The 22,358-nt window shown below is 71.5% G+C and carries 22 protein-coding genes; 10 read left to right on the forward strand and 12 right to left on the reverse strand.

Features of this window, described 5'->3' with window-relative positions; genetic code table 11:
- The first annotated feature begins 1 nt into the window (after position 1).
- The gene (locus ABD973_RS11035) at positions 2-541 is read left to right on the forward strand and encodes an alkyl hydroperoxide reductase (RefSeq protein ID WP_125601103.1); all 540 of its coding nucleotides are present in this window, start codon (positions 2-4) and stop codon (positions 539-541) included.
- A gap of 78 nt (positions 542-619) precedes the next feature.
- Here the strand turns inward: ABD973_RS11035 and ABD973_RS11040 are convergent, their stop codons facing one another.
- The 5 genes from ABD973_RS11040 to ABD973_RS11060 form a co-directional block, all read right to left on the reverse strand.
- Entirely contained in the window at positions 620-1,303 is a 684-nt protein-coding gene (locus tag ABD973_RS11040; RefSeq protein ID WP_345500033.1) for a hypothetical protein, read from the reverse strand.
- Entirely contained in the window at positions 1,287-2,645 is a 1,359-nt protein-coding gene (locus ABD973_RS11045) for an AI-2E family transporter (protein WP_125822321.1), read from the reverse strand. The genes ABD973_RS11040 and ABD973_RS11045 overlap by 17 nt, the downstream gene beginning before the upstream one ends.
- Before the next feature lie 117 nt (positions 2,646-2,762).
- Positions 2,763-3,488, reverse strand: a complete 726-nt coding sequence (locus ABD973_RS11050) for an aggregation-promoting factor C-terminal-like domain-containing protein (protein WP_125601094.1) — start codon at positions 3,486-3,488, stop codon at positions 2,763-2,765.
- 411 nt (positions 3,489-3,899) lie between these two features.
- Positions 3,900-5,216 (reverse strand): RNA 5'-3' helicase PhoH2, encoded by a 1,317-nt coding sequence (phoH2, locus tag ABD973_RS11055; RefSeq protein ID WP_125822320.1) that lies wholly within the window; start codon positions 5,214-5,216, stop codon positions 3,900-3,902.
- Between the two features lie 307 nt (positions 5,217-5,523).
- Positions 5,524-6,285 carry an isoprenyl transferase gene (locus tag ABD973_RS11060; RefSeq protein WP_125601088.1) on the reverse strand — a complete coding sequence of 254 codons (762 nt, stop codon included), beginning with the start codon at positions 6,283-6,285 and terminating at the stop codon, positions 5,524-5,526.
- Between the two features lie 127 nt (positions 6,286-6,412).
- Here ABD973_RS11060 and mgrA point away from each other — a divergent pair, with 127 nt between their 5' ends.
- Positions 6,413-7,450, forward strand: coding sequence for an L-glyceraldehyde 3-phosphate reductase (gene mgrA / locus ABD973_RS11065; protein ID WP_345500034.1), 1,038 nt, complete (start codon positions 6,413-6,415; stop codon positions 7,448-7,450).
- Positions 7,451-7,581: 131 nt separating this feature from the next.
- Here the strand turns inward: mgrA and ABD973_RS11070 are convergent, their stop codons facing one another.
- On the reverse strand, positions 7,582-8,277 hold the full coding sequence (locus ABD973_RS11070; RefSeq protein WP_125822318.1) for a prepilin peptidase: 696 nt from the start codon (positions 8,275-8,277) through the stop codon (positions 7,582-7,584).
- Positions 8,278-8,648: 371 nt separating this feature from the next.
- On the opposite strand from ABD973_RS11070, the gene ABD973_RS11075 reads away from it, so the two are divergent.
- The 3 genes from ABD973_RS11075 to ABD973_RS11085 all read left to right on the forward strand — a co-directional run bounded on the left by ABD973_RS11075 (position 8,649) and on the right by ABD973_RS11085 (position 11,259).
- The gene (locus tag ABD973_RS11075) at positions 8,649-9,017 is read left to right on the forward strand and encodes a DUF192 domain-containing protein (RefSeq protein WP_345500035.1); all 369 of its coding nucleotides are present in this window, start codon (positions 8,649-8,651) and stop codon (positions 9,015-9,017) included.
- Between the two features lie 36 nt (positions 9,018-9,053).
- The gene (locus ABD973_RS11080) at positions 9,054-9,671 is read left to right on the forward strand and encodes an SMI1/KNR4 family protein (RefSeq protein ID WP_007266244.1); all 618 of its coding nucleotides are present in this window, start codon (positions 9,054-9,056) and stop codon (positions 9,669-9,671) included.
- Between the two features lie 292 nt (positions 9,672-9,963).
- Positions 9,964-11,259: an extracellular solute-binding protein gene (locus tag ABD973_RS11085; RefSeq protein WP_125824145.1), complete on the forward strand. Its 1,296-nt coding sequence runs from the start codon at positions 9,964-9,966 to the stop codon at positions 11,257-11,259.
- Between the two features lie 184 nt (positions 11,260-11,443).
- On the opposite strand, the gene ABD973_RS11090 is transcribed toward ABD973_RS11085, so the two are convergent.
- A complete protein-coding gene (locus ABD973_RS11090; protein WP_125822316.1) occupies positions 11,444-12,067 on the reverse strand; it encodes a hypothetical protein in 624 nt (207 codons plus the stop codon).
- 188 nt (positions 12,068-12,255) lie between these two features.
- Here ABD973_RS11090 and ABD973_RS11095 point away from each other — a divergent pair, with 188 nt between their 5' ends.
- The gene (locus ABD973_RS11095) at positions 12,256-13,383 is read left to right on the forward strand and encodes a serine hydrolase domain-containing protein (protein ID WP_125597501.1); all 1,128 of its coding nucleotides are present in this window, start codon (positions 12,256-12,258) and stop codon (positions 13,381-13,383) included.
- Between the two features lie 15 nt (positions 13,384-13,398).
- Here the strand turns inward: ABD973_RS11095 and ABD973_RS11100 are convergent, their stop codons facing one another.
- The 3 genes from ABD973_RS11100 to ABD973_RS11110 all read right to left on the reverse strand — a co-directional run bounded on the left by ABD973_RS11100 (position 13,399) and on the right by ABD973_RS11110 (position 16,460).
- Positions 13,399-13,719, reverse strand: a complete 321-nt coding sequence (locus ABD973_RS11100; RefSeq protein WP_125597504.1) for a nuclear transport factor 2-like protein — start codon at positions 13,717-13,719, stop codon at positions 13,399-13,401.
- Between the two features lie 116 nt (positions 13,720-13,835).
- Complete coding sequence (locus ABD973_RS11105) at positions 13,836-14,657, reverse strand: polysaccharide deacetylase family protein (protein WP_125822315.1); 822 nt, start codon at positions 14,655-14,657, stop codon at positions 13,836-13,838.
- Positions 14,658-14,879: 222 nt separating this feature from the next.
- Complete coding sequence (locus ABD973_RS11110) at positions 14,880-16,460, reverse strand: MDR family MFS transporter (protein WP_345500036.1); 1,581 nt, start codon at positions 16,458-16,460, stop codon at positions 14,880-14,882.
- A 120-nt stretch (positions 16,461-16,580) separates the two neighbouring features.
- Between ABD973_RS11110 and ABD973_RS11115 the strand changes: the two genes are divergently transcribed.
- The 3 genes from ABD973_RS11115 to ctaF all read left to right on the forward strand — a co-directional run bounded on the left by ABD973_RS11115 (position 16,581) and on the right by ctaF (position 19,515).
- Positions 16,581-17,168, forward strand: a complete 588-nt coding sequence (locus tag ABD973_RS11115; RefSeq protein WP_125822313.1) for a TetR/AcrR family transcriptional regulator — start codon at positions 16,581-16,583, stop codon at positions 17,166-17,168.
- A 324-nt stretch (positions 17,169-17,492) separates the two neighbouring features.
- Positions 17,493-19,136 carry an aa3-type cytochrome oxidase subunit I gene (gene ctaD / locus ABD973_RS11120; RefSeq protein ID WP_125597517.1) on the forward strand — a complete coding sequence of 548 codons (1,644 nt, stop codon included), beginning with the start codon at positions 17,493-17,495 and terminating at the stop codon, positions 19,134-19,136.
- Positions 19,126-19,515 (forward strand): aa3-type cytochrome oxidase subunit IV, encoded by a 390-nt coding sequence (ctaF, locus tag ABD973_RS11125; RefSeq protein WP_125597520.1) that lies wholly within the window; start codon positions 19,126-19,128, stop codon positions 19,513-19,515. The genes ctaD and ctaF overlap by 11 nt, the downstream gene beginning before the upstream one ends.
- A gap of 1 nt (position 19,516) precedes the next feature.
- Here the strand turns inward: ctaF and qcrB are convergent, their stop codons facing one another.
- Both qcrB and ABD973_RS11135 read right to left on the reverse strand, forming a co-directional pair.
- Positions 19,517-21,181 (reverse strand): cytochrome bc1 complex cytochrome b subunit, encoded by a 1,665-nt coding sequence (gene qcrB / locus ABD973_RS11130; protein ID WP_345500037.1) that lies wholly within the window; start codon positions 21,179-21,181, stop codon positions 19,517-19,519.
- 67 nt (positions 21,182-21,248) lie between these two features.
- Positions 21,249-21,653 carry a nuclear transport factor 2 family protein gene (locus ABD973_RS11135; RefSeq protein WP_185910976.1) on the reverse strand — a complete coding sequence of 135 codons (405 nt, stop codon included), beginning with the start codon at positions 21,651-21,653 and terminating at the stop codon, positions 21,249-21,251.
- 97 nt (positions 21,654-21,750) lie between these two features.
- Between ABD973_RS11135 and ABD973_RS11140 the strand changes: the two genes are divergently transcribed.
- Positions 21,751-22,299: a TetR/AcrR family transcriptional regulator gene (locus ABD973_RS11140; protein ID WP_345500038.1), complete on the forward strand. Its 549-nt coding sequence runs from the start codon at positions 21,751-21,753 to the stop codon at positions 22,297-22,299.
- Positions 22,300-22,358: the final 59 nt, after the last annotated feature.

The following is a 22,358-nucleotide window of genomic DNA, read 5'->3' on the forward strand; positions in this document are numbered from 1 at the left end:
GATGTCCCTCGACACCCTGAAGTCGGCCATACCGGACTTCGCCAAGGACCTGAAGCTGAACCTCGGTTCGGTCATCGGCAACCAGGACACCCTGACCCAGCAGCAGCTGTGGGGCACCGTCCTGTCCTGCGCGATCGCCGCCCGCTCCCCGCGCGTCCTGCGTGAGCTGGAGCCGGAGGCCAAGGCCGCGCTGTCCCCGGAGGCGTACAACGCCGCCAAGTCCGCGGCCGCGGTCATGGCGATGAACAACGTCTTCTACCGGACGCGCCACCTGCTCTCCGACCCGGAGTACGGCACGCTGCGCGCGGGCCTGCGGATGAACGTCATCGGCAACCCGGGCGTGGAGAAGGTCGACTTCGAACTGTGGTCGCTCGCGGTCTCCGCGATCAACGGCTGCGGCCAGTGCCTGGACTCGCACGAGCAGGTCCTGCGCAAGGCGGGCGTCGACCGCGAGACGGTCCAGGAGGCCTTCAAGATCGCCTCGGTGATCCAGGCCGTCGCCGTCACCCTCGACGCGGAGGCGGCCCTGGCCGCCGAGTAGCCGCCCCCAGGGGTGCTCCCGAGCACCGCGGTGCCCCCGCAGCCCTTCCGGGCGGCGGGGGCACCGCGCGTTCGCGGGTCACTTCTCGCGCAGCCGGGCCATCAGTGCGCGCATGTCCTCGACCATCGCCGCCTTGACGGCGTTCTCGTCGAGGTCGCCGCCCTCGCCGTCCTCGCCCGGCCACCACTGGACCCTGATGGTGAGGACGGCCCCGCCGTCGAGCACCTGGAGCCGGGGCGCGGCGTCCTCCCCGGTGAACACCGCCCGCTCGCCGAGGCCGGGGACCAGCTGGGGCTCCACGGACGGGGACCTCAGGTACGGGTTGACGGCGGGCCCGTGCCCGAACTCCGCCTGCGGGTCGGTCTTCTTGTGCAGTTCGACCTGCACCTGCGCGTCATGGGTGAAGGGGCGGTCCTCCCGGCCCCCGGTGGAGAAGCAGTGGGACCAGTCCAGCGCCGGGCTCTCGCCGTGGCTCGGCATGCCCACGCCCATGCCGCCGAGCACCGCCCCCACGGCCTTCAACGGGACCTCGCCGCACAGCTGCTCGCTGTGCCGGTACGCGATCGGCGGCCCCGCGGCGGCGTGACGTTCCTGCACGACGAGCACCCCGGCCCACACGGCGGAGGCCAGCACGGCCCCGCCCAGGGCCCACACCCACGGGGCGCGGCCGCGCCCCTCCCGGCCGGGTCGTGCGGGCGGGCCCGCGAGTTCGGCCGGGGAGGCGCCGGCCCAGTCCCCGTCGAGCTCAGGCTCGCTGATCATCCCCGGCCTCCAGCGCGGCGGCCCGCACCGCCGTGGCCCCGTGCGGGCCCGGACCCGTGGCGGCGGCCGCGTGGTGCCGCTCGCGCGAGTAGGCCCTCAGGTAGACCACCACGGTGTTGGTGACGGCCACCAGCGGCACCGCGACGACGGCTCCGCCGATGCCCGCGACCATCCCGCCGGCCGCCACCGCGAGCACCACCGCGAGAGGGTGGACCCGTACGGCCCGGCCGAGGATGAAGGGCTGGAGCACGTGCCCCTCGATCTGCTGCACCGCCAGCACCACGCCCAGCACCGCGAGCGCGATGACGGGCCCCTGCGTCACCAGCGCCACCACCACGGCGAGCGCCCCGGAGATCACGGCGCCGACGAGCGGGATGAAGGCGAACAGGAAGATGAACACGGCCAGCGGCACGGCCATCGTCACGTCGAGGAAGTACAGGCCGAGGCCGATGAACACGGCGTCGATCAGCGCGACGAGCACCGTGCCGCGCACGTACGCGGTCAGCGTGCGCCAGGCGCGCGGGCCCGCGCCCGCCACGCCGGGGCGGGCGGCGGCCGGGACGAGGCCCAGCACCCAGGTCCAGATCCTCTTGCCGTCGTAGAGCAGGAAGAGCGTCGAGAACATCGCGAGCAGCATGCCCGTCAGCACCTCGACGAGGACCGTCACGCCCTGGAGGCCGGCGGAGGTGATCTCCTCGGTGTTGGTGCCGATCGTCTCGCTGAGGTTCTTCGCGATGTCGTTGATCTGCTTCTCGGTCACGTGGAACGGACTGTCCAGGGCCCAGCTCTTGAGCTCGTTGATGCCCTCGCGGAGCCGGTTGGAGAGGTCGTCGAGGTTCTCCATGACCTGCCAGACCACGAACCAGCCGACCAGCCCGATGATGACGAAGCCGAGGATCGCCGTGACGGCCGTGGCGAGCCCGCGCGGCAGGCCGAGCCTACGCAGCCGCACCACGAACGGCTGGAGCAGCGCGGTGACGAGCAGGGCGGCGGCGAAGGCGAGGACGACCAGCCGGACTTCGCTGATCACCTTCATCAGGACCCAGAGCATCCCGGCGAGCATCAGCAGCCGCCAGCTCGCCTCGGCGGCGACCCGCACCCCCCACGGGATGACGGTCACCGGGTCGGGCCGCGCGGGCGTCCGGAGCGCCGCGGGAGCGGCCGGGTCCACGGCGGCCGGTTCCGCCGCCGGGGCGGAGGCGGAAGAGGCGGAAGTGGAGGCGGGCAGCGGCGGTTCCCCGGCGGCCTCGGCCTCGACCTCGGCCCGCCGTTCGTCCAGGGCCGCCTCCATCCGGCTCAGTCTGCTGCCGAGCCGGCCCAGCCAGCCTGCCCTCTTCGCCATGTCGTTCCTTTCCCCCGCCCAGTGGTGACGCCTCGCACGACCGTACACGCGAGGAACCCCACACCGTCGGACGGTGCGGGGTTCCCCGAGGTTGTGCGCGGGCCCTATGCCGGGGCTCTAGTACCAGCCGTTGGCCTGGTGGAAGCTCCAGGCGCTGCACGGGCTGCCGTAGCGCTCGTTCATGTAGCCGAGGCCCCACTTGATCTGCGTGGCCGGGTTGGTGCGCCAGTCGGATCCGGCCGAGGCCATCTTCGAACCGGGGAGCGCCTGGACCAGACCGTAGGCTCCCGAGGAGGAGTTGACGGCCTTGTAGTTCCAGGTGGATTCCTGGTTGATGATGTTCGAGAAGCACTGGAACTGGCCCGCCGGGACCAGCTGCCGGGCGATGTCCTTGACCTGGGCGACCGTGTAGGAGCCCTGGACCGGGAAGTCGCCGGCGTCGCGGGCCGCGGAGCGGCTGGCGATCTCGCCCTCGCCCTCGCGCTGCTCCTTGAGCTTGGCGTCGGCCTCCGCCTTCTTCGCCTTCTCGGCCTCGGCCTTCTCCGCCTCGGCCTTCTTGGACTTGGCGTCCTCGGCGGCCTGGATGCGGGCGGCCTCCTCCACCGAACGCTTGGCGTCGGTGTCGGCGGCGTGGGCGAGGGTGTCGGCCTGCTGCGCCAGGGTGGCGCTCTGGACCTGGGCCTGCTCACCGGCCGGCAGGTCGGTGAGGAGAGTCGCGCCGGAAGCGGTCGTCTCGATGTCGTTGGAGGCGGCGTCGCCAGTGGCGACGCCCACGACTGCGCCGACGGTGGTGACCGCGGTGGCCGAAGCCACTGCGAACCCCCGGACCGAGATCCGGCTCACACGGTGTCCTTCCAGCAGCGTCCGCAGTGACCGCGCGGCCGCGAGAGTGCCCCTCGACACTGGTCTCCGTGGTGTTGAGGTCACCGGAGACACGGGCCCGTGGGCAACTCCCTTCCGGGGGCTGCCGGCTGTACCGGGCGGCATACGGACATCGGCTGTGGAGTTGTTCGTACTGCGCGCATCTCAACGGAGATACAGGTGTGCCGTATGCGGGGCCTGACGGAAACCAGACTCTGCCGGACCTCGACGCCGCAAGGCAATTCCACGTTGCGTGTGAAAGGTCACACCTGCTGCGATGCCGGTGATTCGGGAAAACTCCTGTGCAGCAGGGCGCCGCCCGGCTAGGCTCTGCGCCTTTGCCGGGCGGCGCCAACTGACCGTCCCGCTATGGGGGTTTTACCCCGTTCCCTCCTAGAGGGTCTCCAGCATCTCCGTCACCAGTGCGGCGATCGGGGAGCGCTCGGAGCGGGTCAGCGTCACGTGGGCGAAGAGCGGATGCCCCTTCAGCTTCTCAACGACGGCGACCACTCCGTCGTACCGGCCGACGCGCAGATTGTCGCGCTGGGCCACGTCATGGGTGAGAACGACCCGCGAATTGGCCCCGATCCGGGACAGAACGGTCAGCAGGACGTTGCGCTCCAGGGACTGGGCCTCGTCCACGATGACGAACGCGTCGTGCAGCGAACGGCCGCGGATGTGGGTGAGCGGCAGGACCTCCAGCATCCCGCGCCCGAGCACCTCCTCGATGACCTCGCGCCCGGCGACCGCCGAGAGGGTGTCGAAGACCGCCTGCGCCCAGGGGCTCATCTTCTCCGCCTGGTCGCCCGGCAGGTAGCCGAGCTCCTGGCCGCCGACCGCGTACAGCGGGCGGAAGACCATGACCTTCTGGTGCTGCCTCCGCTCCAGCACCGCTTCCAGGCCCGCGCACAGCGCCAGCGCCGACTTTCCGGTGCCGGCCCGGCCGCCCATCGAGATGATCCCGATCTCGGGGTCGAGGAGCAGGTCCAGGGCGATGCGCTGCTCGGCGCTGCGCCCGTGCAGCCCGAAGGCCTCGCGGTCACCCCGTACGAGCCGCACGTTGCCGTCGGCCGTGACGCGGCCCAGGGCCTTGCCCCGCTCCGACTGGAGGACCAGCCCGGTGTGCACGGGCAGTTCCGCGGCCTCCGGGACGTGGAGCCGTTCCTCGGAGTAGAGGAGGTCCACCTGCTCCCCCGACAGGGCGATCTCGCTCATGCCGGTCCAGCCGGCATCGGTGATGGCGAGCTCCGCGCGGTACTCCTCGGCGAGCAGCCCCACGGAGGAGGCCTTGATGCGCAGCGGGAGATCCTTCGAGACGACCGTGACGTCGTAGCCCTCGGCCTGGAGGTTGCGGGCGACCGCGAGGATCCGCGAGTCGTTGTCCCCGAGCCGGAAGCCCGCCGGCAGGACGCCGGGGTCGGAGTGGTTGAGCTCGACGCGCAGGGTGCCGCCCAGATCTCCCAGCGGGATGGGGGCGTCGAGGCGACCGTAGCGGACCCGGAAGTCGTCGAGCAGGCGCAGGGCCTGACGGGCGAAGTAGCCGAGTTCGGGATGGTGCCTCTTTGCCTCCAACTCGGTGATCACCACGATCGGGAGCACGACCTCGTGCTCGTCGAAGCGGGAGAACGCGTTGGGGTCGGCCAGCAGGACGCTGGTGTCGAGGACGTAGGTCCGCCTGTCGGGCAGGCGGCGCTTTGTGCTGGTCACCACGGAAGGACGTACCCCCTCGGAAGAGGTCGGGCCATGAAGACCGGACCGGTCATCGGCGCCATTGCCAGGGCCGAGTTCCGGCCCTCCAATCCGTCCGTGCGAACCGCACGCGCGTCCTGGTGCAAAGGGCCTCCCGGGCGGACGGCCCTGTGCCGTCCGCTGAGATTCGACACCCGTGGATCGGGCGTCGACCTGCCTGGGTTATGCCCTCGAACGTGCGGTGCCATGCCATGGCATATGACGGACGCTCGGTGAACCCCTGGTGAAGGGTTCGCGGGAGGCCGAGGGGGCGGGGGGTGTCTTCCGGTCAGGTGCCGTACCGCCGGTGGCGGGCGGCGTAGTCGCGCAGGGCGCGCAGGAAGTCGACCTTGCGGAAGGCCGGCCAGAAGACCTCGCAGAAGTAGTACTCCGAGTGGGCGCTCTGCCAGAGCATGAACCCGGAGAGCCGCTGCTCGCCGCTGGTGCGGATCACCAGGTCGGGGTCGGGCTGACCGCGGGTGTAGAGGTGCTCCGCGATGTGGTCGATGTCCAGGACCTCGGCGAGCTCCTCGAAGGAGGTGCCCTTCTCGGCGTGCTCCAGCAGGAGCGAGCGGACCGCGTCGGCGATCTCCTGGCGGCCGCCGTAGCCGACGGCGACGTTGACCAGTATCCCGTCGACGTCGTGGGTGGCCTGCTCGGCCTCCTTCAGCACCGTCTGGGTCCGCGCGGGCAGGATGTCCAGGTTGCCCACGTGGTGGACGCGCCAGCGGCCGTCCTCGGCGAGGCCCCGGACCGTGTTCTCGATGATGTTGAGCAGCGGCCGGAGCTCGACCTCCGGCCGGTCCAGGTTGTCCGTGGAGAGCATCCACAGGGTGACGACCTCGACGTCCGTCTCGGTGCACCAGCCGAGCATCTCGGAGATCTTGTCGGCGCCGGCCTGGTGGCCCTGCTCCGTCGTGCCTCCGGAGGCCTTCGCCCAGCGCCGGTTCCCGTCCAGGATGACGCCGATGTGCTTGGGCGACGCGTCATGGTCGAGGCGGCCTTCCACCCGGCGTGCATAGAGCCTGTACACCAGGTCGCGCAGCTTCACGATCTTCGAGCCCCTCCGTGCAATGCCCCCGTGCCAATTGCGGTCTCCCCCGAGTCCGCCACACTACTGCGCGTCGGGATCGGGTACCCAACTCGGTCGGTCACAGGTCCGTGATAGCAAGGACAACGTGACTGATAACAATCCCTATCGGGCAGAGCCCTCGCGATACGACTCCATGCCCTACCGGCGCACGGGTCGCAGCGGCCTCAAGCTCCCCGCCATCTCCCTGGGCCTCTGGCACAACTTCGGGGACGACCGGTCCCTGGAGTCCCAGCGCGCCATCCTGCGCCGCGCCTTCGACCTCGGCGTGACCCACTTCGACCTGGCCAACAACTACGGCCCGCCACCCGGTTCCGCCGAGCTGAACTTCGGAAAGATCTTCGCCCAGGACTTCGCGCCCTACCGCGAGGAGCTGGTGCTCTCCACCAAGGCCGGCTACTTCATGCACCCCGGCCCGTACGGCGAATGGGGCAGCCGCAAGTACCTCCTCGGCTCCCTCGACGCCTCGCTGAAGCGGATGGGCGTGGACTACGTCGACGTCTTCTACTCGCACCGCTTCGACCCGCACACCCCGCTGGAGGAGACCATGGGCGCGCTCGCGTCCGCGGTCCAGCAGGGCAAGGCGCTGTACGTCGGCGTGTCCTCGTACACGGCGGCGCAGACGGCCGAGGCCGCCCGGATCCTGACGGACATGGGCGTGCGCCCGCTGATCCACCAGCCCTCGTACTCCATGATCAACCGCTGGACGGAGGAGGACGCGCTGCTGGACACCCTGGAGGAGGCCGGCATGGGCTGCATCTCCTTCGCGCCGCTCGCGCAGGGCATGCTCACCGGCAAGTACCTCCAGGGCATCCCGGAGGACTCCCGGGCGGCCGCGGGCAAGTCCCTGAACCCGGAGCTGCTGTCGCAGGACGTGGTGCGCCGGCTGCGCGGCCTGAACGAGATCGCGGCCCGCCGCGGCCAGTCGCTGGCCCAGCTGGCGCTGACCTGGGTGCTGCGCGACGAGCGGATGACCTCCGCGCTGATCGGCGCGTCGAGCGTGAAGCAGCTGGAGGAGAACGTGGCCGCACTGGCCGGTGCGCCGCTCACGGAGCAGGAGCTGAAGGAGATCGACTCCTTCGCGGTGTCCACCCCCGGCACCAACATCTGGGCCCAGCGCGGCTGACCTGCGCTTTTTCCCTGAGGGCGGGTGGAAAGAAAAACGGGCCGGTCCGTGGGGGGGATACGGACCGGCCCGAGGGGGGGGTTCCACCATAACCCTTCGTAAAGCGTCCTGCGTGCATTGCCGCAAAACGATTACGCTCCGAATCCGCCCAGCAGCACTCCGGTGAGGGCTCCGGCGGCCATGAAGGGGCCGAACGCGAACCCCTGGTCACGGCCCGCGCGGCCGCCCAGCACCAGGCCGAGGCCGTATACGGCGCCGTAGAGCAGCCCCAGGAACGCCCCGGCCGCCCATACCCCCCACCCGTACCACCCAAGAGCGACCCCCAGGGCGAGCGCCAGCTTGACGTCGCCCAGCCCCATCCCGGCGGGGTTGATCAGGAACAGCACGAGGTACGAGGCCCCGAGCGCGAGCCCGCCCAGCAGCGCGAGCCGCCAGGACCCGGCGGCGCCGGGCAGCAGCGCGGCGGCACCGAGCAGGGCGGCGCAGGCCGCGGCCAGGGGGAGGGTGAGCACGTCGGGCAGCCGGTGCACGGCGAGGTCGACGAGGGACAGCAGCACGAGCAGGGGCGCGAGCACGACGAACACCACCGCCTCGGGACGGGGGCCGGCGGCCGCCGCGAGCGCCGCGCAGACGGCCGCGGTGAGGAGCGCCGGACCGGGCCTGACCCCGCCCCCGGGGGCGGCCCCCAGCCACCCCCGCCACCCGGCCAGGCGGTGGCCGCGCCAGGGCTCGCCGGGTTGCACCGAGAGGCGGTACGCCGCTCGGGGCAGCGCCAGGCCGGCGGCGGCGCCGTACGCGGCGGCGAGGGTGATCACGATGGTGCCCATCCGCCGACGTTAGGCCGGTCGGCGGCCCCGAACACGGGCCCGAGGACCCAACCCCGCCCCGCCCGGCGCGCCGACCGCTGCGCGGGGCAAGGTCCCCTACCCGCCCTTCAACCGTTCTCGCCCTCAGTCGCCGGGCGCGGCTCAAGACACGGCGCTACCGCGCCCGCGCCTCAAACGCCGGCGGGGCTGAAGGAGCCGTGCGGGCTGGATTCGCGCAGCGAATTCCAGCCCCGCCTGGGGGCACCTCCCAGCGGTAGCTGGGGGAGTTTGAGGCGCGGGGGTCTGGGGGCGGAGTTCCCAGGGGGGCCGGGGCGGAGCCCCGGGGAACGGGCGGAGGGCGGGGCGGGGAGACGGACCCCTAGGGTGTCCCCATGGCGTACAGGGACGGCACCGGCACCCTCCTCGTCGGCGGCACCCCCGTCCCCCTGGAGGTCGCCGCCTCCTACCGGGCCCGCACCCGCGGCCTGCTGGGCCGCGACGGGGTCGAGGGGGCGCTGCTGCTGACGCCCGCCGCGAGCGTGCACACCTTCCGGATGCGGTTCCCGATCGACGTGGCCTACCTCGACCGCCGGATGCGCGTGATCGCGCTGACCACCATGCCCCCGGGCCGCCTCGGCCTGCCCCGGCTCCGCGCCCGGCACGTGCTGGAGGCCGAGGCGGGGGCCATGGCCCGCTGGGGTCTCACACGGGGCAGCGCGGTGACCGTCTCAGCGGGTGGACCTCCCGGCACGGGGCGGTAGGTTGGGGCGGTTGGGCTGGGGTCTCAGGGGAGCGGCATGACGGAGAACGCGCGGATCAAGGCGCTGGAGCAGATCATGCCGGCGACGCACGGCGCCGACGAGGACATCGACTGGCAGGCGGCGGAGGCCGTCTGGGGCACCCGCTTCCCCTCCGACTTCGTGGCGTTCATGGGGCGTTACGGGGCCGGGTCCATCAACGGCGAGGCCAGCGTGCTGCTCCCGCTGCCCAAGCCCGGACTCCAGTGGGACCCGGCCGAGATGGCCGAGGAGACCGCCAACGCGCGGCAGCTCTGGGAGGCCGGGGGCGGCCGGGCCGCCTTCGACGTGGACCCGGAGTCGATCATCGCCTGGGGCGTCACCGGCGGCTCCGACATCCTGTGCTGGCTCACCACCGACCCGGACCCGGACCGCTGGCCGGTGCTGGTCGCCGGCCGGCACACCGCGGACGCCTTCGCCGTCCACCCGTACGGCATGGCCGAGTTCCTGCTGCGGCTCTGCTCCGACGAGTTCGACGTGAGCCCCGTGAGCATCACCTTCTGGGACGCCGGGCACCTCAGCTTCGTCCACTGGCGCAAGGCCCAGCGGCGCTGGCAGGAGGGCCGCAACCCCGAGACCGGCGAGCCGGACCCCTACGCGGGCGAGTTCGCCGACTAGCGGCACGCGCGGCCGCGCCCGAAATCACACCCAGCCCGTTTCCCCGCCGGAAACGGGCTTTTCGGCATGTCTACGCGCGTCGCACCACCCCCACCCATATCGGAAAACACAATTCGGAAATCCATTGATTGGAGCAATGAACACAAGTGCCGACCCAATGCATTCACGCCGGCCGCCGTCGGGAGAGAATTCCGGCCAGACGGGCCACGGCGGGACACCCCAGCCCGGAGCAACTCATAAGTAATAACGGGAATCAAAAGAAAATCAGGGGTATCCACTCGTGCGACGAAGAATGTTCGGCGCGGCCGCCACGGCCACCGTGTTCGGCCTACTGATACCGGTGTCCGGCTGCGGAAGTTCCTCCGGCAGCGGCAGCGGCGACGCGCTGCGCCTGGTCGCGGCCGAATACGGCACCACCCCCGCCACCAGTTCCAAGGCTTTCTGGGACAAGGTGACGGCCGATTTCACCAAGGCCAACCCCGGCATCAAGGTCGAGGTCACGCTCCTGCCGTGGGCCGACATCGACCGCGAGGTCTCCAAAATGGTCGGCGCCGGGAAGGCTCCGGACATGGCGCTCATGGGCTCCTACTCGGACTTCGCCGCCCAGGGCAAGCTGTATTCCGCGGAGGAGCTGCTCTCGATCAGCGCGGAGGCGAACTTCCTCCAGCCCCTCGCCGAGGCCGGATCGGTCGGCAACACCCTCTACGGCCTGCCCTTCGTGGCGAGCAGCCGCCTGCTCTTCTACAACACCAAGCTGTTCGCGGACGCCGGCCTCGTCGGCAAGGACGGTTCGGCCACCTGGCAGCCGAAGAGCTGGGCGGACCTGGAGACCGCCGCCAAGGCGCTCAAGACGAAGGGCGTGAAGTACCCGTTCGCCGTGCCACTGGGCCCCGAGGAGGCGCACGCGGAGGCCATGATCTGGGAGCTGTCCAACGGCGGCGGCTACGCCGACAGCAGCGGCAACTACAGCCTCGCCTCGGACCAGAACATCGAGACCTTCAAGTGGCTGAAGGAAAAGATGGTGGGCCCCGGGCTGACCGGCCCGACCCCGCCCGCGCAGCTGAACCGCGCCGACGCCTTCGCGGCGTTCCTGCGCGGCGAGGTCGGCATGCTCAACGGCTACCCGTCCCTCTCGTACGAGGCGCGCGCCAAGGGCATCACCGTCGGCGCCGTGACCATGCCGGTCTCGGACTACCTCGGCACCGGCGAGAAGCCGCCGACCGTGGGCGTGGCCGACTGGATGATGGCCTTCAAGCAGAACGGCAAGCGCGAGGAGATCGGCAAGTTCCTGGACTTCGTCTACCAGGACAAGAACCTGTCGGACTTCGCGGGCCGCTACCACCTGCTGCCCTCGACCGTCACGGCCTCCCGCACCCCCTCGGGCGGCGGCCTCGACAAGAACGACGAGCAGTTCCTGACGGCCCTGCGCGGCGCCCAGCTCTACCCGGTCAACGACCCCGCCTGGGTGACGGTCAGCGACACCATCAAGCGCAACATCGGACGGGCCCTGGAACCGGGCGGCAACCCGAAGGCCGTCCTGGAGGACATCGCCTCGAAGGCGAACGCCGCCTCGAAGAAGAAGCACTGAAAGTCCCCCGCGACAAGGGACCTTCGCCTCCCTGCCGGACCCCATCCCGTACGGCAGAATGGCTGTCGGCACTTGATCCAAGGCCGCGGCCCAGTCGCCCGCCGGGCACCCACAAGGTGCGCGGGGCGGCAGGCCTCCTCCCCTGCTCCTCCCCCGTTCCTCCGCCGCCCGGCGCCGCCTCCCGCTACGCCTTGCCGTTCTCCGCGGAGAACGCCTCGCGGTACCGCTCGCAGCCGGAGTCCCAGCGCAGGCTGCCCGTCAGCGTCCCGTAGTGGGTGCGCGTGAGCGACCACTCCACCGTGTACTCGCCGGTGTCGCACGCGATCCTCTCGCCGCCCGCGACCTTCTGACGCCCCGTCGCCGGCTGGCCCGTCAGCTTCCGCTCCACCTCCGCCCGCGCGACCCCCCTCGCGTCGCGCAGCACGGCGTGCACGACGATCGGGTGGGTGCCGTTCTTGGTGGTCAGGCCCTTGTTCACCAGGACGTCGGAGACCGCCCACGCGAACTCGTACGAGGGTTCCCAGGAGAGCGTGTCCGGGTCGGGGACCTGGCGTTCACCCCTAGGGTCGTGGGGGTGCGACGGGCGGCTGACGGTCCCGTACCGGATGCCCGGGTGGAAGCGGACCTGGCCCTCCAGCTTGTGCTTCTGGTCCTTGGTCCACAGGGACTTCATCTCGTGTTCGCCCCCGGCCGGGTCCTGGAGGTATCCGGTGCCCGGGGCGGCGGTGGCGGACGCCTGGCCGAGGGCGGGGGCGACGGCCGCGGCTGCCGCGGCGAGGGCGAGGGCTGCGGTGCGAGTGCGCTTCATGACCGGCCCAACGGGTCCCCGCGGCGGGCCGGAACGACGCCGTGTGCGCGTTCACCCGTACGGAGCGGGCGGCGGACGCACAGGTGACAGATTCCGTTCCGGGCCGGAACGCGCTCCGGACGCCTCTGGTTCTCTGTGCCCGGACGGGGAAGAACGGTCCCCGCACGACCACGGGGGATGGCATGGGCATGACGGTTGACGGAACGGTCGCGGCGGGCTGGGAGACGGTGCGGGAGGAGTTCGAGGCGTTCGTGGCCTCGGAGCCGAACCCGCCGGAGGCCCAACTCGCGGTGCGCCACCACGGGCGGACCGTGGTGGACCTGTGGGGCGGCGAGGACACCGACGGGGCCACCCTGAGCGGGGTCTTCTCCCTCACGAAGGGCGCCGCGCACCTCGTCGTCGCGCTGCTGGCGCAGGAGGGCGTACTGGACCTGGAGCGTCCGGTGTCGGCGTACTGGCCGGAGTTCACCGGGCACGGCAAGGAGCGGCTGACGGTGCGGCAGCTCGTCGCGCACGGTTCCGGGCTGATCAGCACGGGCGAGGGCTTCTCGTACGAGGAGATCGCGGACGACGCGTTCCTCGCGGCCCGGCTGGCGGCGCAGGAGCCGTACTGGGAGCCCGGCACGGCGTACGGCTACCACGCGTTCGTGATCGGCGCGCTGACGGGCGAGGTGGTGCGGCGGGTCACGGGCCGTTCGCTCCAGGAGGTGTACGAGGAGCGGGTGCGGGCGCCGTACGGGCTGGACCTGTACATGGGGCTGCCGGCGGAGCTGGAGGGCCGCTGGAAGCCGGTCCTGGAGATGCTGCCGACGCCCGCGCAGCAGGAGCTGCTGGCGACGGGCGGGCCGCTGCCCGAGCTGATGAGGACGGCCTTCAACTGGCACCACGAGCCGCCGATGGACATGGTCGCGTACGCCAACCACCCGAAGGTCAAGGCCCTCGGCCCGGCCTCGGCGGGCGGCAGCGGGACGGCGCGCGGGGTGGCCGCCCTGTACGCGGCGGCCGTCAGCGGGCTGGACGGCCGGCCCGCGCTGCTGGAGCCGGCGACGGTGGCCGAGGTGGCGCGGCTGCACACGCCGGGCCAGGACCGGGTGACCTCGGAGGCGGACCACTTCGGGCTGGGCTTCGAGACCCAGCCCGCGGTGGGCCCGGAGGCCTTCGGGCACTGCGGCGCGGCGGGCGGCAACGGCTTCGCCGACCCGGTCACGGGGATCGCGTACGGGTACACGCGCCGCCGCTTCGGCTTCCCGGGCGGGCTGGCCCCGGAGAACGGGCGCCTGACGGCGGCGGTGCTGAAGGTGGCCCGGGGGCTCTAGGCCGCGAGGACTCCCTCAGGCCTGGCCGGTCTCGAAGCGGCTGATGTGGCCGTCGGAGACGGTGAACCGCCAGGCGGTGCGCATCTCGCCCCAGGTGTCGTTGCGGTAGGAGACGACGAGGGACCGGCCGTCGTCGGTCTGCTTCTCGACCGACATGTGGCCGCGGGAGGAGAAGATCTCGCGGTCCGTCCAGTCGGTCAGGTCGCGGTCGGAGCCGTCGTCGGACATGGTCGCGCCGGGGGTCAGGACGGCCCGGAAGGCGTCCTGGTCGCCCGCGTTGACGGCGGTGACGAAGGCCCGGACGGCGGGGTCGGTGAGCTGGTCCGGCTTGATCATGGGGTCTCCCGGTCGTGTGCGTGGTCGTCGTACGTCCTGTGCTGCGCGCGCGACCAGGGAACACCCCCGGCGGGGCCGGGCGGCCGACCCTCACCCGTTCGCCGCCCGGCGGCGTGTCAGGAGGGGTCGGGGGCGGTGCGCACCGGGAAGCCGGTGGGCCGGCCCTGCTGCTCCAGCCAGGTCAGGACCTGGTCGAGGGCGGCGACGGTCTGCGTGCGGTCGCCGCCGCCGTCGTGGAAGAGGACGGTGGGGCCGTTGCCGATCTCGCGCTTGACGGCGTCGACGATGGCGGCGGTGCCGGGCTTGCCGAAGTCCTTGGTGTCGACGTTCCAGCCGAGCGGGCGCATGCCGTTCGCGGCGGCGATCCGGCGGCTGTCGGGGGTGAAGGCCCCGCCGGGGGCGCGGTAGTACTCGACCCTGGCGCCGCTGCCGGCGGCTTCCTCGATCAGCTTCTTCGCGTCGAGGATCTGGGCCTGCTGGTAGGCGACGGGCTTCTTGTCCATGGTCGTGTCGTGGCTCATGGAGTGGTCGCAGAGCCGGTGGCCGGCCGCGACGACCTTCTTGACCAGGTCGGGGTGGGCCTTGGCCTGGGGGCCGATCATGCAGAAGACGGCCTTGACGTCGTGCTCGGCCAGCACCTGCAGGACCTGGGGGGTCCAGCGGGGGTCGGGGCCGTCGTCGATGGTGATGTTGACGGCGTTGCCGCCGGATTCGGAGGCGTGGGCGATGCTGTCGGGCAGCCCGGCCGGCCGGGCCTGTGGCGGCTGGGCGCCCGGGCCGTTGCCGCCCCCGGGGGATTCGGTGCCGGTCCGGGGGGCGGCGGGGCCCTCGTCCGGGGTGACGAGGGCCGTCACGCCCCAGATGGTGGCGGCCACGGCGGCGGCCGAGGCGCCGACGGCTATCCGGTTCCGGAGGCTGTGCTTCTGCGTGCTCGTCATGTGTCCACTCCCCGTCCGGCCTTGCAAGGGTTCTGTGGGTCATGACGTCCCGGTCCCTGGCGGGGTTCCACCTAATTGCCCAATAAATTCCAGGTAATAAGGACTTTGGGCCTCAATAACCCCAGTTGTCACACGGGTTGGGGCATGCGAAAAGGCGGGTGCGGCCCGGGGGGAACCCGGGCCGCACCCGCCTCGCCGGCGAACGCCGTGGCGGCCGGCGGCTCAGTGCGCGAAGGCGTCCTGCGGGGCCTGCTCGGCCTTGGCGGGACCGCCGTCGGCCGGGGCCGGACCCGCGCCCCGCAGCGGGACCTCCTTGACGAACCAGGCGAGCACGAAGCCCAGTACGGCGACGGCCGCGCCCAGCAGGAACGCCGAGTGGGTGCCGGCGGCCACGGCGTGCTGGTAGGCGTCGCGCACGGCCTCGGGCAGCTTGGCCAGGCTGGCCGCGTCCAGCTGGGCGGTGCCGGCGGCCTGCGCCGCCTGCGGGCCGAGCCGCTCGGACATGGTGTCGGTGACCCGGGAGGTGAACAGGGAGCCCATCAGGGCCACGCCGAAGGATCCGCCGAGGGTGCGGAAGAGGGTCGCCGAGGAGGAGGCGACGCCCATGTCCTTCATGTCGACGCTGTTCTGCGCGACCAGCATGGTGATCTGCATCAGGAAGCCGAGACCGGCGCCCAGGACGGCCATGTAGAGGCCGGAGACCAGGCGGGTGGTGCCGGTGTCCATGGTGGCGAGCAGGAAGAGCCCGACGACCATGAGGGCGCCGCCGACGATCGGGAAGACCTTGTACTTGCCGCTGCTGGTGGTGATCCGGCCCGCGACGAGCGAGACGGCCATCATCGAGAGCAGCATCGGCAGGAGCAGCAGGCCGGAGTTGGTGGCGGAGGCGCCCTGGACGGACTGCTGGAAGAGCGGCAGGTAGAGCACGCCGCCGAACATGGCGAAGCCGACGAGGAAGCCGATCACCGACATGAGGGTGAAGTTGCGGCTGCGGAAGATGTGCAGCGGCATGACCGGCTCGGCGGCCTTGGTCTCGGCGTAGAGGAAGGCGGCGATGGACAGGGCGCCGACGGCGATCAGGCCGATGATCTCGGCGGAGCCCCAGGCGTACTCGGTGCCGCCCCAGGTGGTGACGAGGACGGTGGAGGTGATGGCGAGGGTCAGCAGGGCCGCGCCGATGTAGTCGATCTTGCCCTGCGACTTCTTCTTGGGCAGGTGCAGTACGGCACTGACCATCGCCAGCGCGACGGCGCCGAGCGGGAGGTTGATGTAGAAGGACCAGCGCCAGCCCATGTGGTCGGTGATGGTGCCGCCGACCAGCGGGCCGCCGATCATGGCGAGGGCCATCACGCCGGCCATCATGCCCTGGTACTTGCCGCGCTCGCGGGGCGGGATCAGGTCGCCGATGATCGCCATGACGCCGACCATCAGACCGCCGGCGCCCAGGCCCTGGACGGCGCGGAAGCCGATGAGCTGGCCCATGTCCTGGGCCATGCCGCTGAGCGCGGAGCCGACGAGGAAGATGATGATCGAGGTGAGGAAGGAGCCCTTCCGCCCGTACATGTCACCGATCTTGCCCCAGATCGGTGTCGAGGCGGCCGTGGCCAGCGTGTAGGCGGTGACCACCCAGGAGAGGTGTTCGAGGCCGCCGAGCTCGCCGACGATGGTCGGCATCGCGGTACCGATGATCATGTTGTCGAGCATGGCGAGCAACATTGCGATCATGAGTGCCATGAGGACCACACGCACGCTGCGCGGCTTCACCTCCCCGGCGCCCGCTGCTTCCTTGATGTTCTCCGCCATGTCCACTCCCCGTCCACACGCAACTGCACCGGGCACTTACTTGCCGCCCGGCTAGTTCACTACACTGGGGAAGGTAGACCCGTCACTAGCCGGGCGTCAAGTAAGTACTCGGGGAGAGCCATGTCCAGCACCAGTCCGCAGCAGCCGCGCCGTGGCAACACGCGCCAGCGCATCCAGGACGTCGCACTGGAGCTCTTCGCCGAGCAGGGGTACGAGAAGACCTCGCTCCGGGAGATCGCCGAGCGGCTGGAGGTCACGAAGGCGGCGCTGTACTACCACTTCAAGACCAAGGAAGACATCATCATCAGCGTCTTCGACGACCTGACCCGGCCGATCGACGAGCTGATCGCGTGGGCGCAGGAGCAGCCGAAGACGCTGGAGACGAAGCGGGAGATCCTGCGCCGCTACAGCGAGGCCATGGCGGCGGGCGCTCCGCTGTACCGCTTCATGCAGGAGAACCAGGCCACGATGCGGGAGCTGAGCATCGGGGAGACGGTCAAGCGCCGGCTGTTCACCCTGGTGGAACTGCTGCGCAACGACGAGGGCCCGCTGGCGGACCAGGTGCGCTGCGTGAGCGCCCTGTTCACGCTGCACGCGGGGATGATGTTCCTCCAGCACGTGGAGGGGGACCCGGAGGAGACCCGGCTGGCGGCCCTGGACGTCGCCACGGACCTGATCACCCGCGCCCACCACGGCGACACGGCCTGACCGCCGGCGGAGCGGGCCGGGCGGGGGCGTCACGCCCGCACCGCGTCAGCCGGTCACTTGTCCACGGCCATGGCCAGGGCCCGGCAGGCGCCGAAGAGCTCGGTGAACCGGGGCATCGACTGCCAGTCGCGCAGGGACCACCCCGGGAGTCGGCCCCTCCCCGGACCAGGACGGGTCGCCCGTCCCGGCCCGTCCGGGCGGCGGACCGCATCGCCCGGTCGGCGGGACCGGCTCCCCGCACGCGGCGCGGCGCGGCGGCGGCCGGGCGGGGAGGCGGTAGGGCATGGGGGTGCACGCTCGGCGGCGAGGCTCCCTGGAGGCCCGATGACAGCGGTGGACCACGCGGCCCGGAAGACCGAGCGGCGGGTGCGGCAGGGCTCCGCGGTGCTGCGCCTGCTGACGACCACCGACCACAAGACCATCGGCAACCTCTACCTGGTGACGGCCTTCGGCTTCTTCCTCTTCGCCGGCGCCCTCGCCCTGGTCATGCGCGCCGAACTCGCCCGCCCCGGGCTCCAGATCCTCTCGAACCAGCAGTACAACGAGGCGTTCACCATCCACGCCACGATCATGATGCTGCTGTTCGCGACGCCGACCTTCACGGGCTTCGCCAACGCGGTGATGCCGCTCCAGATCGGCGCGCCCGACGTGGCCTTCCCCCGGCTGAACGCCTTCACCTACTGGGTCTACCTCTTCGGCGGGCTGATGGTGGTCTCCGGGTTCCTCACCGCCGACGGGGCCGCCGCCTTCGGCTGGTTCGCGTACGCCCCGCTCAACGGGGCGGTGTTCTCCCCCGGCACGGGCCCCGACCTGTGGGTGATGGGGCTGGCGGTGGCGGGGCTCAGCACGATCCTGGGCGCGGTCAACTTCATCACCACGGTCATCTGCCTGCGCGCGCCCGGCATGACGCTCTTCCGGATGCCGGTCTTCACCTGGAACGTGCTGTTCACCTCGATCCTGGCGCTGCTGGCCTTCCCCGTGCTCACCGCCGCCCTGCTGGCCCTGGAGGCGGACCGCAAGTTCGGCGCGCACGTCTTCGACCCGGCGAACGGCGGCGCGCTGCTGTGGCAGCACCTGTTCTGGTTCTTCGGGCATCCCGAGGTCTACATCGTGGCCCTGCCCTTCTTCGGCGTGGTCAGCGAGATCCTGCCGGTCTTCAGCCGCAAGCCGATGTTCGGGTACGTGGCCCTGATCGGGGCGACGATCGCCATCACCGGCCTGTCCGCCACCGTGTGGGCCCACCACATGTTCGCCACCGGCGCCGTGCTGCTCCCCTTCTTCTCCCTGCTGTCGTTCCTGATCGCGGTGCCGACGGGGGTGAAGTTCTTCAACTGGATCGGGACCATGTGGAAGGGCTCGCTCTCCTTCGAGACCCCGATGCTGTGGTCCGTCGGGTTCCTCGTCACCTTCCTGCTGGGCGGGCTGACCGGGGTGCTGGTCGCCTCGCCGCCGCTGGACTTCCACCTGACCGACAGCTACTTCGTCGTCGCCCACCTCCACTACGTCCTCTTCGGCACGATCGTCTTCGCCACCTTCGCCGGGCTCTACTTCTGGTGGCCCAAGCTGACCGGGCGGATGCTGGACGAGCGGCTCGGCCGGATCCACTTCTGGACCCTGTTCACCGGCTTCCAGACCACCTTCCTGGTGCAGCACTGGCTGGGCGAGGCGGGCATGCCCCGCCGGTACGCCGACTACCTCGCGGCCGACGGGTTCACCCTGCTCAACACCGTCTCCACGGTCGGCGCCTTCCTGCTGGGCCTGTCCACGCTGCCGTTCCTCTACAACGTGTGGCGCACGCAGCGGTACGGGGAGCGGGTCGCCGTCGACGACCCGTGGGGCTGGGGCCGCTCCCTGGAATGGGCGACCTCCTGCCCGCCGCCCCGGCACAACTTCCACGCCCTGCCGCGGATCCGTTCGGAGTCCCCGGCCTTCGACCTTCACCACCCGGAGGTGCCCGTTGAGAGGTGAGGCCTGGCTCTTCACCGGTACGGCCCTGTTCTTCGGGGCCGCCACCGCCGTCTACGGGGGGCTGTCCGACGAGCCGGCGGGCATCGCCGCGCTCTGCGTGTCCTTCGCGATGTCGGCGCTGGTCGCGGCGTTCCTGTGGCGGCAGTACCGGCGGGGCGGGGAGCGCCCGGAGGACCGGGCGGACGCCGAGGTGCGGGAGGCCGGCGGGCGGCGGGCCTTCTTCCCGGCGCGCAGCCCCTACCCCGTGCTGACGGCGGCCGGGAGCGCGCTGGTCGGGCTGGGCGTGGTGCAGGGGCTGTGGCTGTGCCTGATCGGCTTCGGTGTGCTGCTGCCGGGCGTCCTCGGCTTCGCCTTCCAGAACCTGGACCACCCGGAGTAGCTCAGCCCCGCGGGGGCCCGGGGTCCTCGGGCCGGTCCGGTCCGACGAGGGTGGCGGCGGCCTTGCGGCGCTGCTCGGGGGTGAGCGGGTACGGGACGCGGTCGCGGTGGAACCAGACGCTGACGGCCGCCCGGGTGCGGGACAAAACCCGGCGCGGCAGGGACCGGGTGGGGTCGCCGTCGTACTCCAGCGGTGCGGGCAGGTCCCGGGCGAGCATGGTGTACCGCTCCCCGGGCGGGAGCGCCTCGTACCGCGGGTGGAAGGCGCCCTCGGCGTCCTGCACCGCCAGGCCCGTCTCCGCACCGTCCGTCAGCAGCTCCCGCTCGTGCGACTGGAGGGCCAGGCACAGCCGCCGGGTGAGCCAGAACACCGCCGCCGGCACGGCGAAGAGGGCGGCGCGCAGCGTCCAGGTCAGCGGGGGCAGGGGCAGGGCGAAGAGGAACGCCAGGATGTCCTGGGCCCCGGCGAGGAGCAGCACCGCGTACCAGGAGAGGGCCGCCGCGCCGAGGGCCGTGCGGACCGGCCGGTCGCGGGGGCGGTCGCACAGGTGCCGCTCGCCGGTGTCGCCGGTGATCCAGCGTTCGAAGAAGGGGTAGGCGTAGAGCACGGTGAACAGCAGGCCGGGCATGAGGACGGCCGTCACCAGGGGGTTCCAGGAGATGGTGTGCCCCCACAGGCGGGTCTCGACCCCGGGCATCAGCCGCAGGGCGCCCTCCAGGAAGCCGATGTACCAGTCGGGCTGGGAGCCGTCGGAGACCAGGTCGGCGCGGTAGGGGCCGTACACCCAGATCGGGTTGACCTGCGCGACGGCGGCGAGCGCGGCGAGGACCCCGAAGACGGCGAAGAAGAGGCCGCCGGACTTGGCCAGGTACTGGGGGAAGAAGGGCAGGCCGACGACGTTGCGGGCGGTGCGGCCTGGGCCCGCCCAGTGGGTGTGCTTGAGGTGGAACACGAGCAGCAGGTGCACGGTGACCAGCCCCAGCAGCAGGCCGGGGACGAGCAGGACGTGCACGGGGTAGAGGCGGGGGACGATGTCCTGGCCGGGGAACTCGCCGCCGAAGGCGAAGCAGCTCAGGTAGGTGCCGATGACGGGGACGGACAGCATGACGCCCTGGGCGATGCGCAGTCCGGTGCCGGACAGCAGGTCGTCGGGGAGCGAGTAGCCGGCGAAGCCCTCCAGCATCGCCAGCAGGAACAGGGTCACCCCGATCACCCAGTTCAGCTCGCGGGGGCGGCGGAAGGCGCCGGTGAGGAACACCCGGAGCATGTGCGCGCCGATGGCGGCGAGGAAGACGATCGCCGCCCAGTGGTGGATCTGGCGGATCAGCAGGCCGCCGCGGACGTCGAAGCTGATGCGGAGGGTGGAGAGGTAGGCCTGCGACATGAGGACGCCGTGCAGCGGCTCGTACGAGCCCTGGTAGGGGGTCTCGCGCATCGACGGGTCGAAGAAGAGCGACAGGTACACGCCGGTCAGCAGCAGGACGGCGAAGCTGTAGAGGGCCAGCTCCCCCAGCAGGAAGGACCAGTGGTCGGGGAAGACCTTCCGCAGCGCCCCGCGGGTGAGCTCGGCCAGCGGCAGCCGCTCGTCGAGGGCCCCGGCGGCCCGCGCCGCCCGCTTCCCGCGCCTGGACTCCGGCACCGGCCTGCACCTCCTGCCCGCGCGCATCGCCCGGCGCGTACGCCACGCCAAACTACCGAAACGGGACAGGAGGGTACGGGACGGACACGGTCGGTCAGGCGCGGAGCCGCCGTTCGGACTCCTCGATGGGGACGTCGTTGATGCTGGCCTCGCGGCGGCGCATCAGGCCGTCGTCGTCGAACTCCCACTGCTCGTTCCCGTGGCTGCGCCACCACTGGCCGCCGGCGTCGTGCCACTCGTACTCGAAGCGGACGGAGATGCGGTTGCCGGTGTACGCCCACAGCTCCTTGCGCAGGCGGTAGTCCAGCTCGCGCTCCCACTTCTCGGCGAGGAAGGCGCGGATCTCGGCGCGGCCGGTGAGGAAGCGGTCGCGGTTGCGCCAGGCGGAGTCCTCGGAGTAGGCGAGGGCGATGCGCTCGGGGTCGCGGGTGTTCCAGGCGTCCTCTGCGGCCTGCACCTTGGCGCGGGCGGTCTCCTCGGTGAACGGGGGCTTGAGCACGGCGGGTTCCTCTCGGATCGGGAGGCGGAGAACGTTCGTTCTCAAAGTAGAGAACGAGCGTTCTCAACGCAAGCGGTTCTGCACTACCCTTCACCCCATGGACGACGAAGAGGCCCGCACCCGACTGCTCGACGCGGCGGAGGCCCTGTTCTACGCCGAGGGCGTCCAGGCCGTCGGCATGGACCGCATCCGCACGGAGTCGGGCGTACCGCTCAAGCGGCTCTACCGGCTCTTCCCGGCCAAGGACGCGCTGGTCGCCGCCTACCTGGAGCGGCGCGACGCCCGCTGGATCGGCGGCCTGCGGGAGGCGGTGGCGGCGGCCGAGGAACCGGTGGCGGCGGTGTTCGACTGGCTGGCGCGGTGGTTCTCGGAGCCCGGCTTCCGCGGCTGCGCCTTCCTCAACGCGTACGGGGAGCTCGGCACGGGCCCCGCGGCGGTACTGGACGTCGTACGCCGCCACAAGGCGGAGCTGCGCTCCCTGCTGGGCACCCTGACCGACTCCTCCCCCGCCCTCGCGGACCAGCTCCTCATCCTGGCCGAGGGCGCCACGGTGGTGGCCGCCCTCACCCCCGGCCCGGAACCGGCCCTCCGCGCCCGCGAGGCGGCACTGCGCCTGCTGGGGGCGGACGCGCCCCCGAACGGGTGAGCGCCCTCACGGCCGGGGCGGCCGTCGGTCCGCCGCGCTAGCCTGGGAACAGGCACGCA

It is taken from the genome of Streptomyces racemochromogenes (assembly GCF_039535215.1).
In the GTDB taxonomy this organism is placed as follows: Bacteria; Actinomycetota; Actinomycetes; order Streptomycetales; family Streptomycetaceae; genus Streptomyces; species Streptomyces racemochromogenes.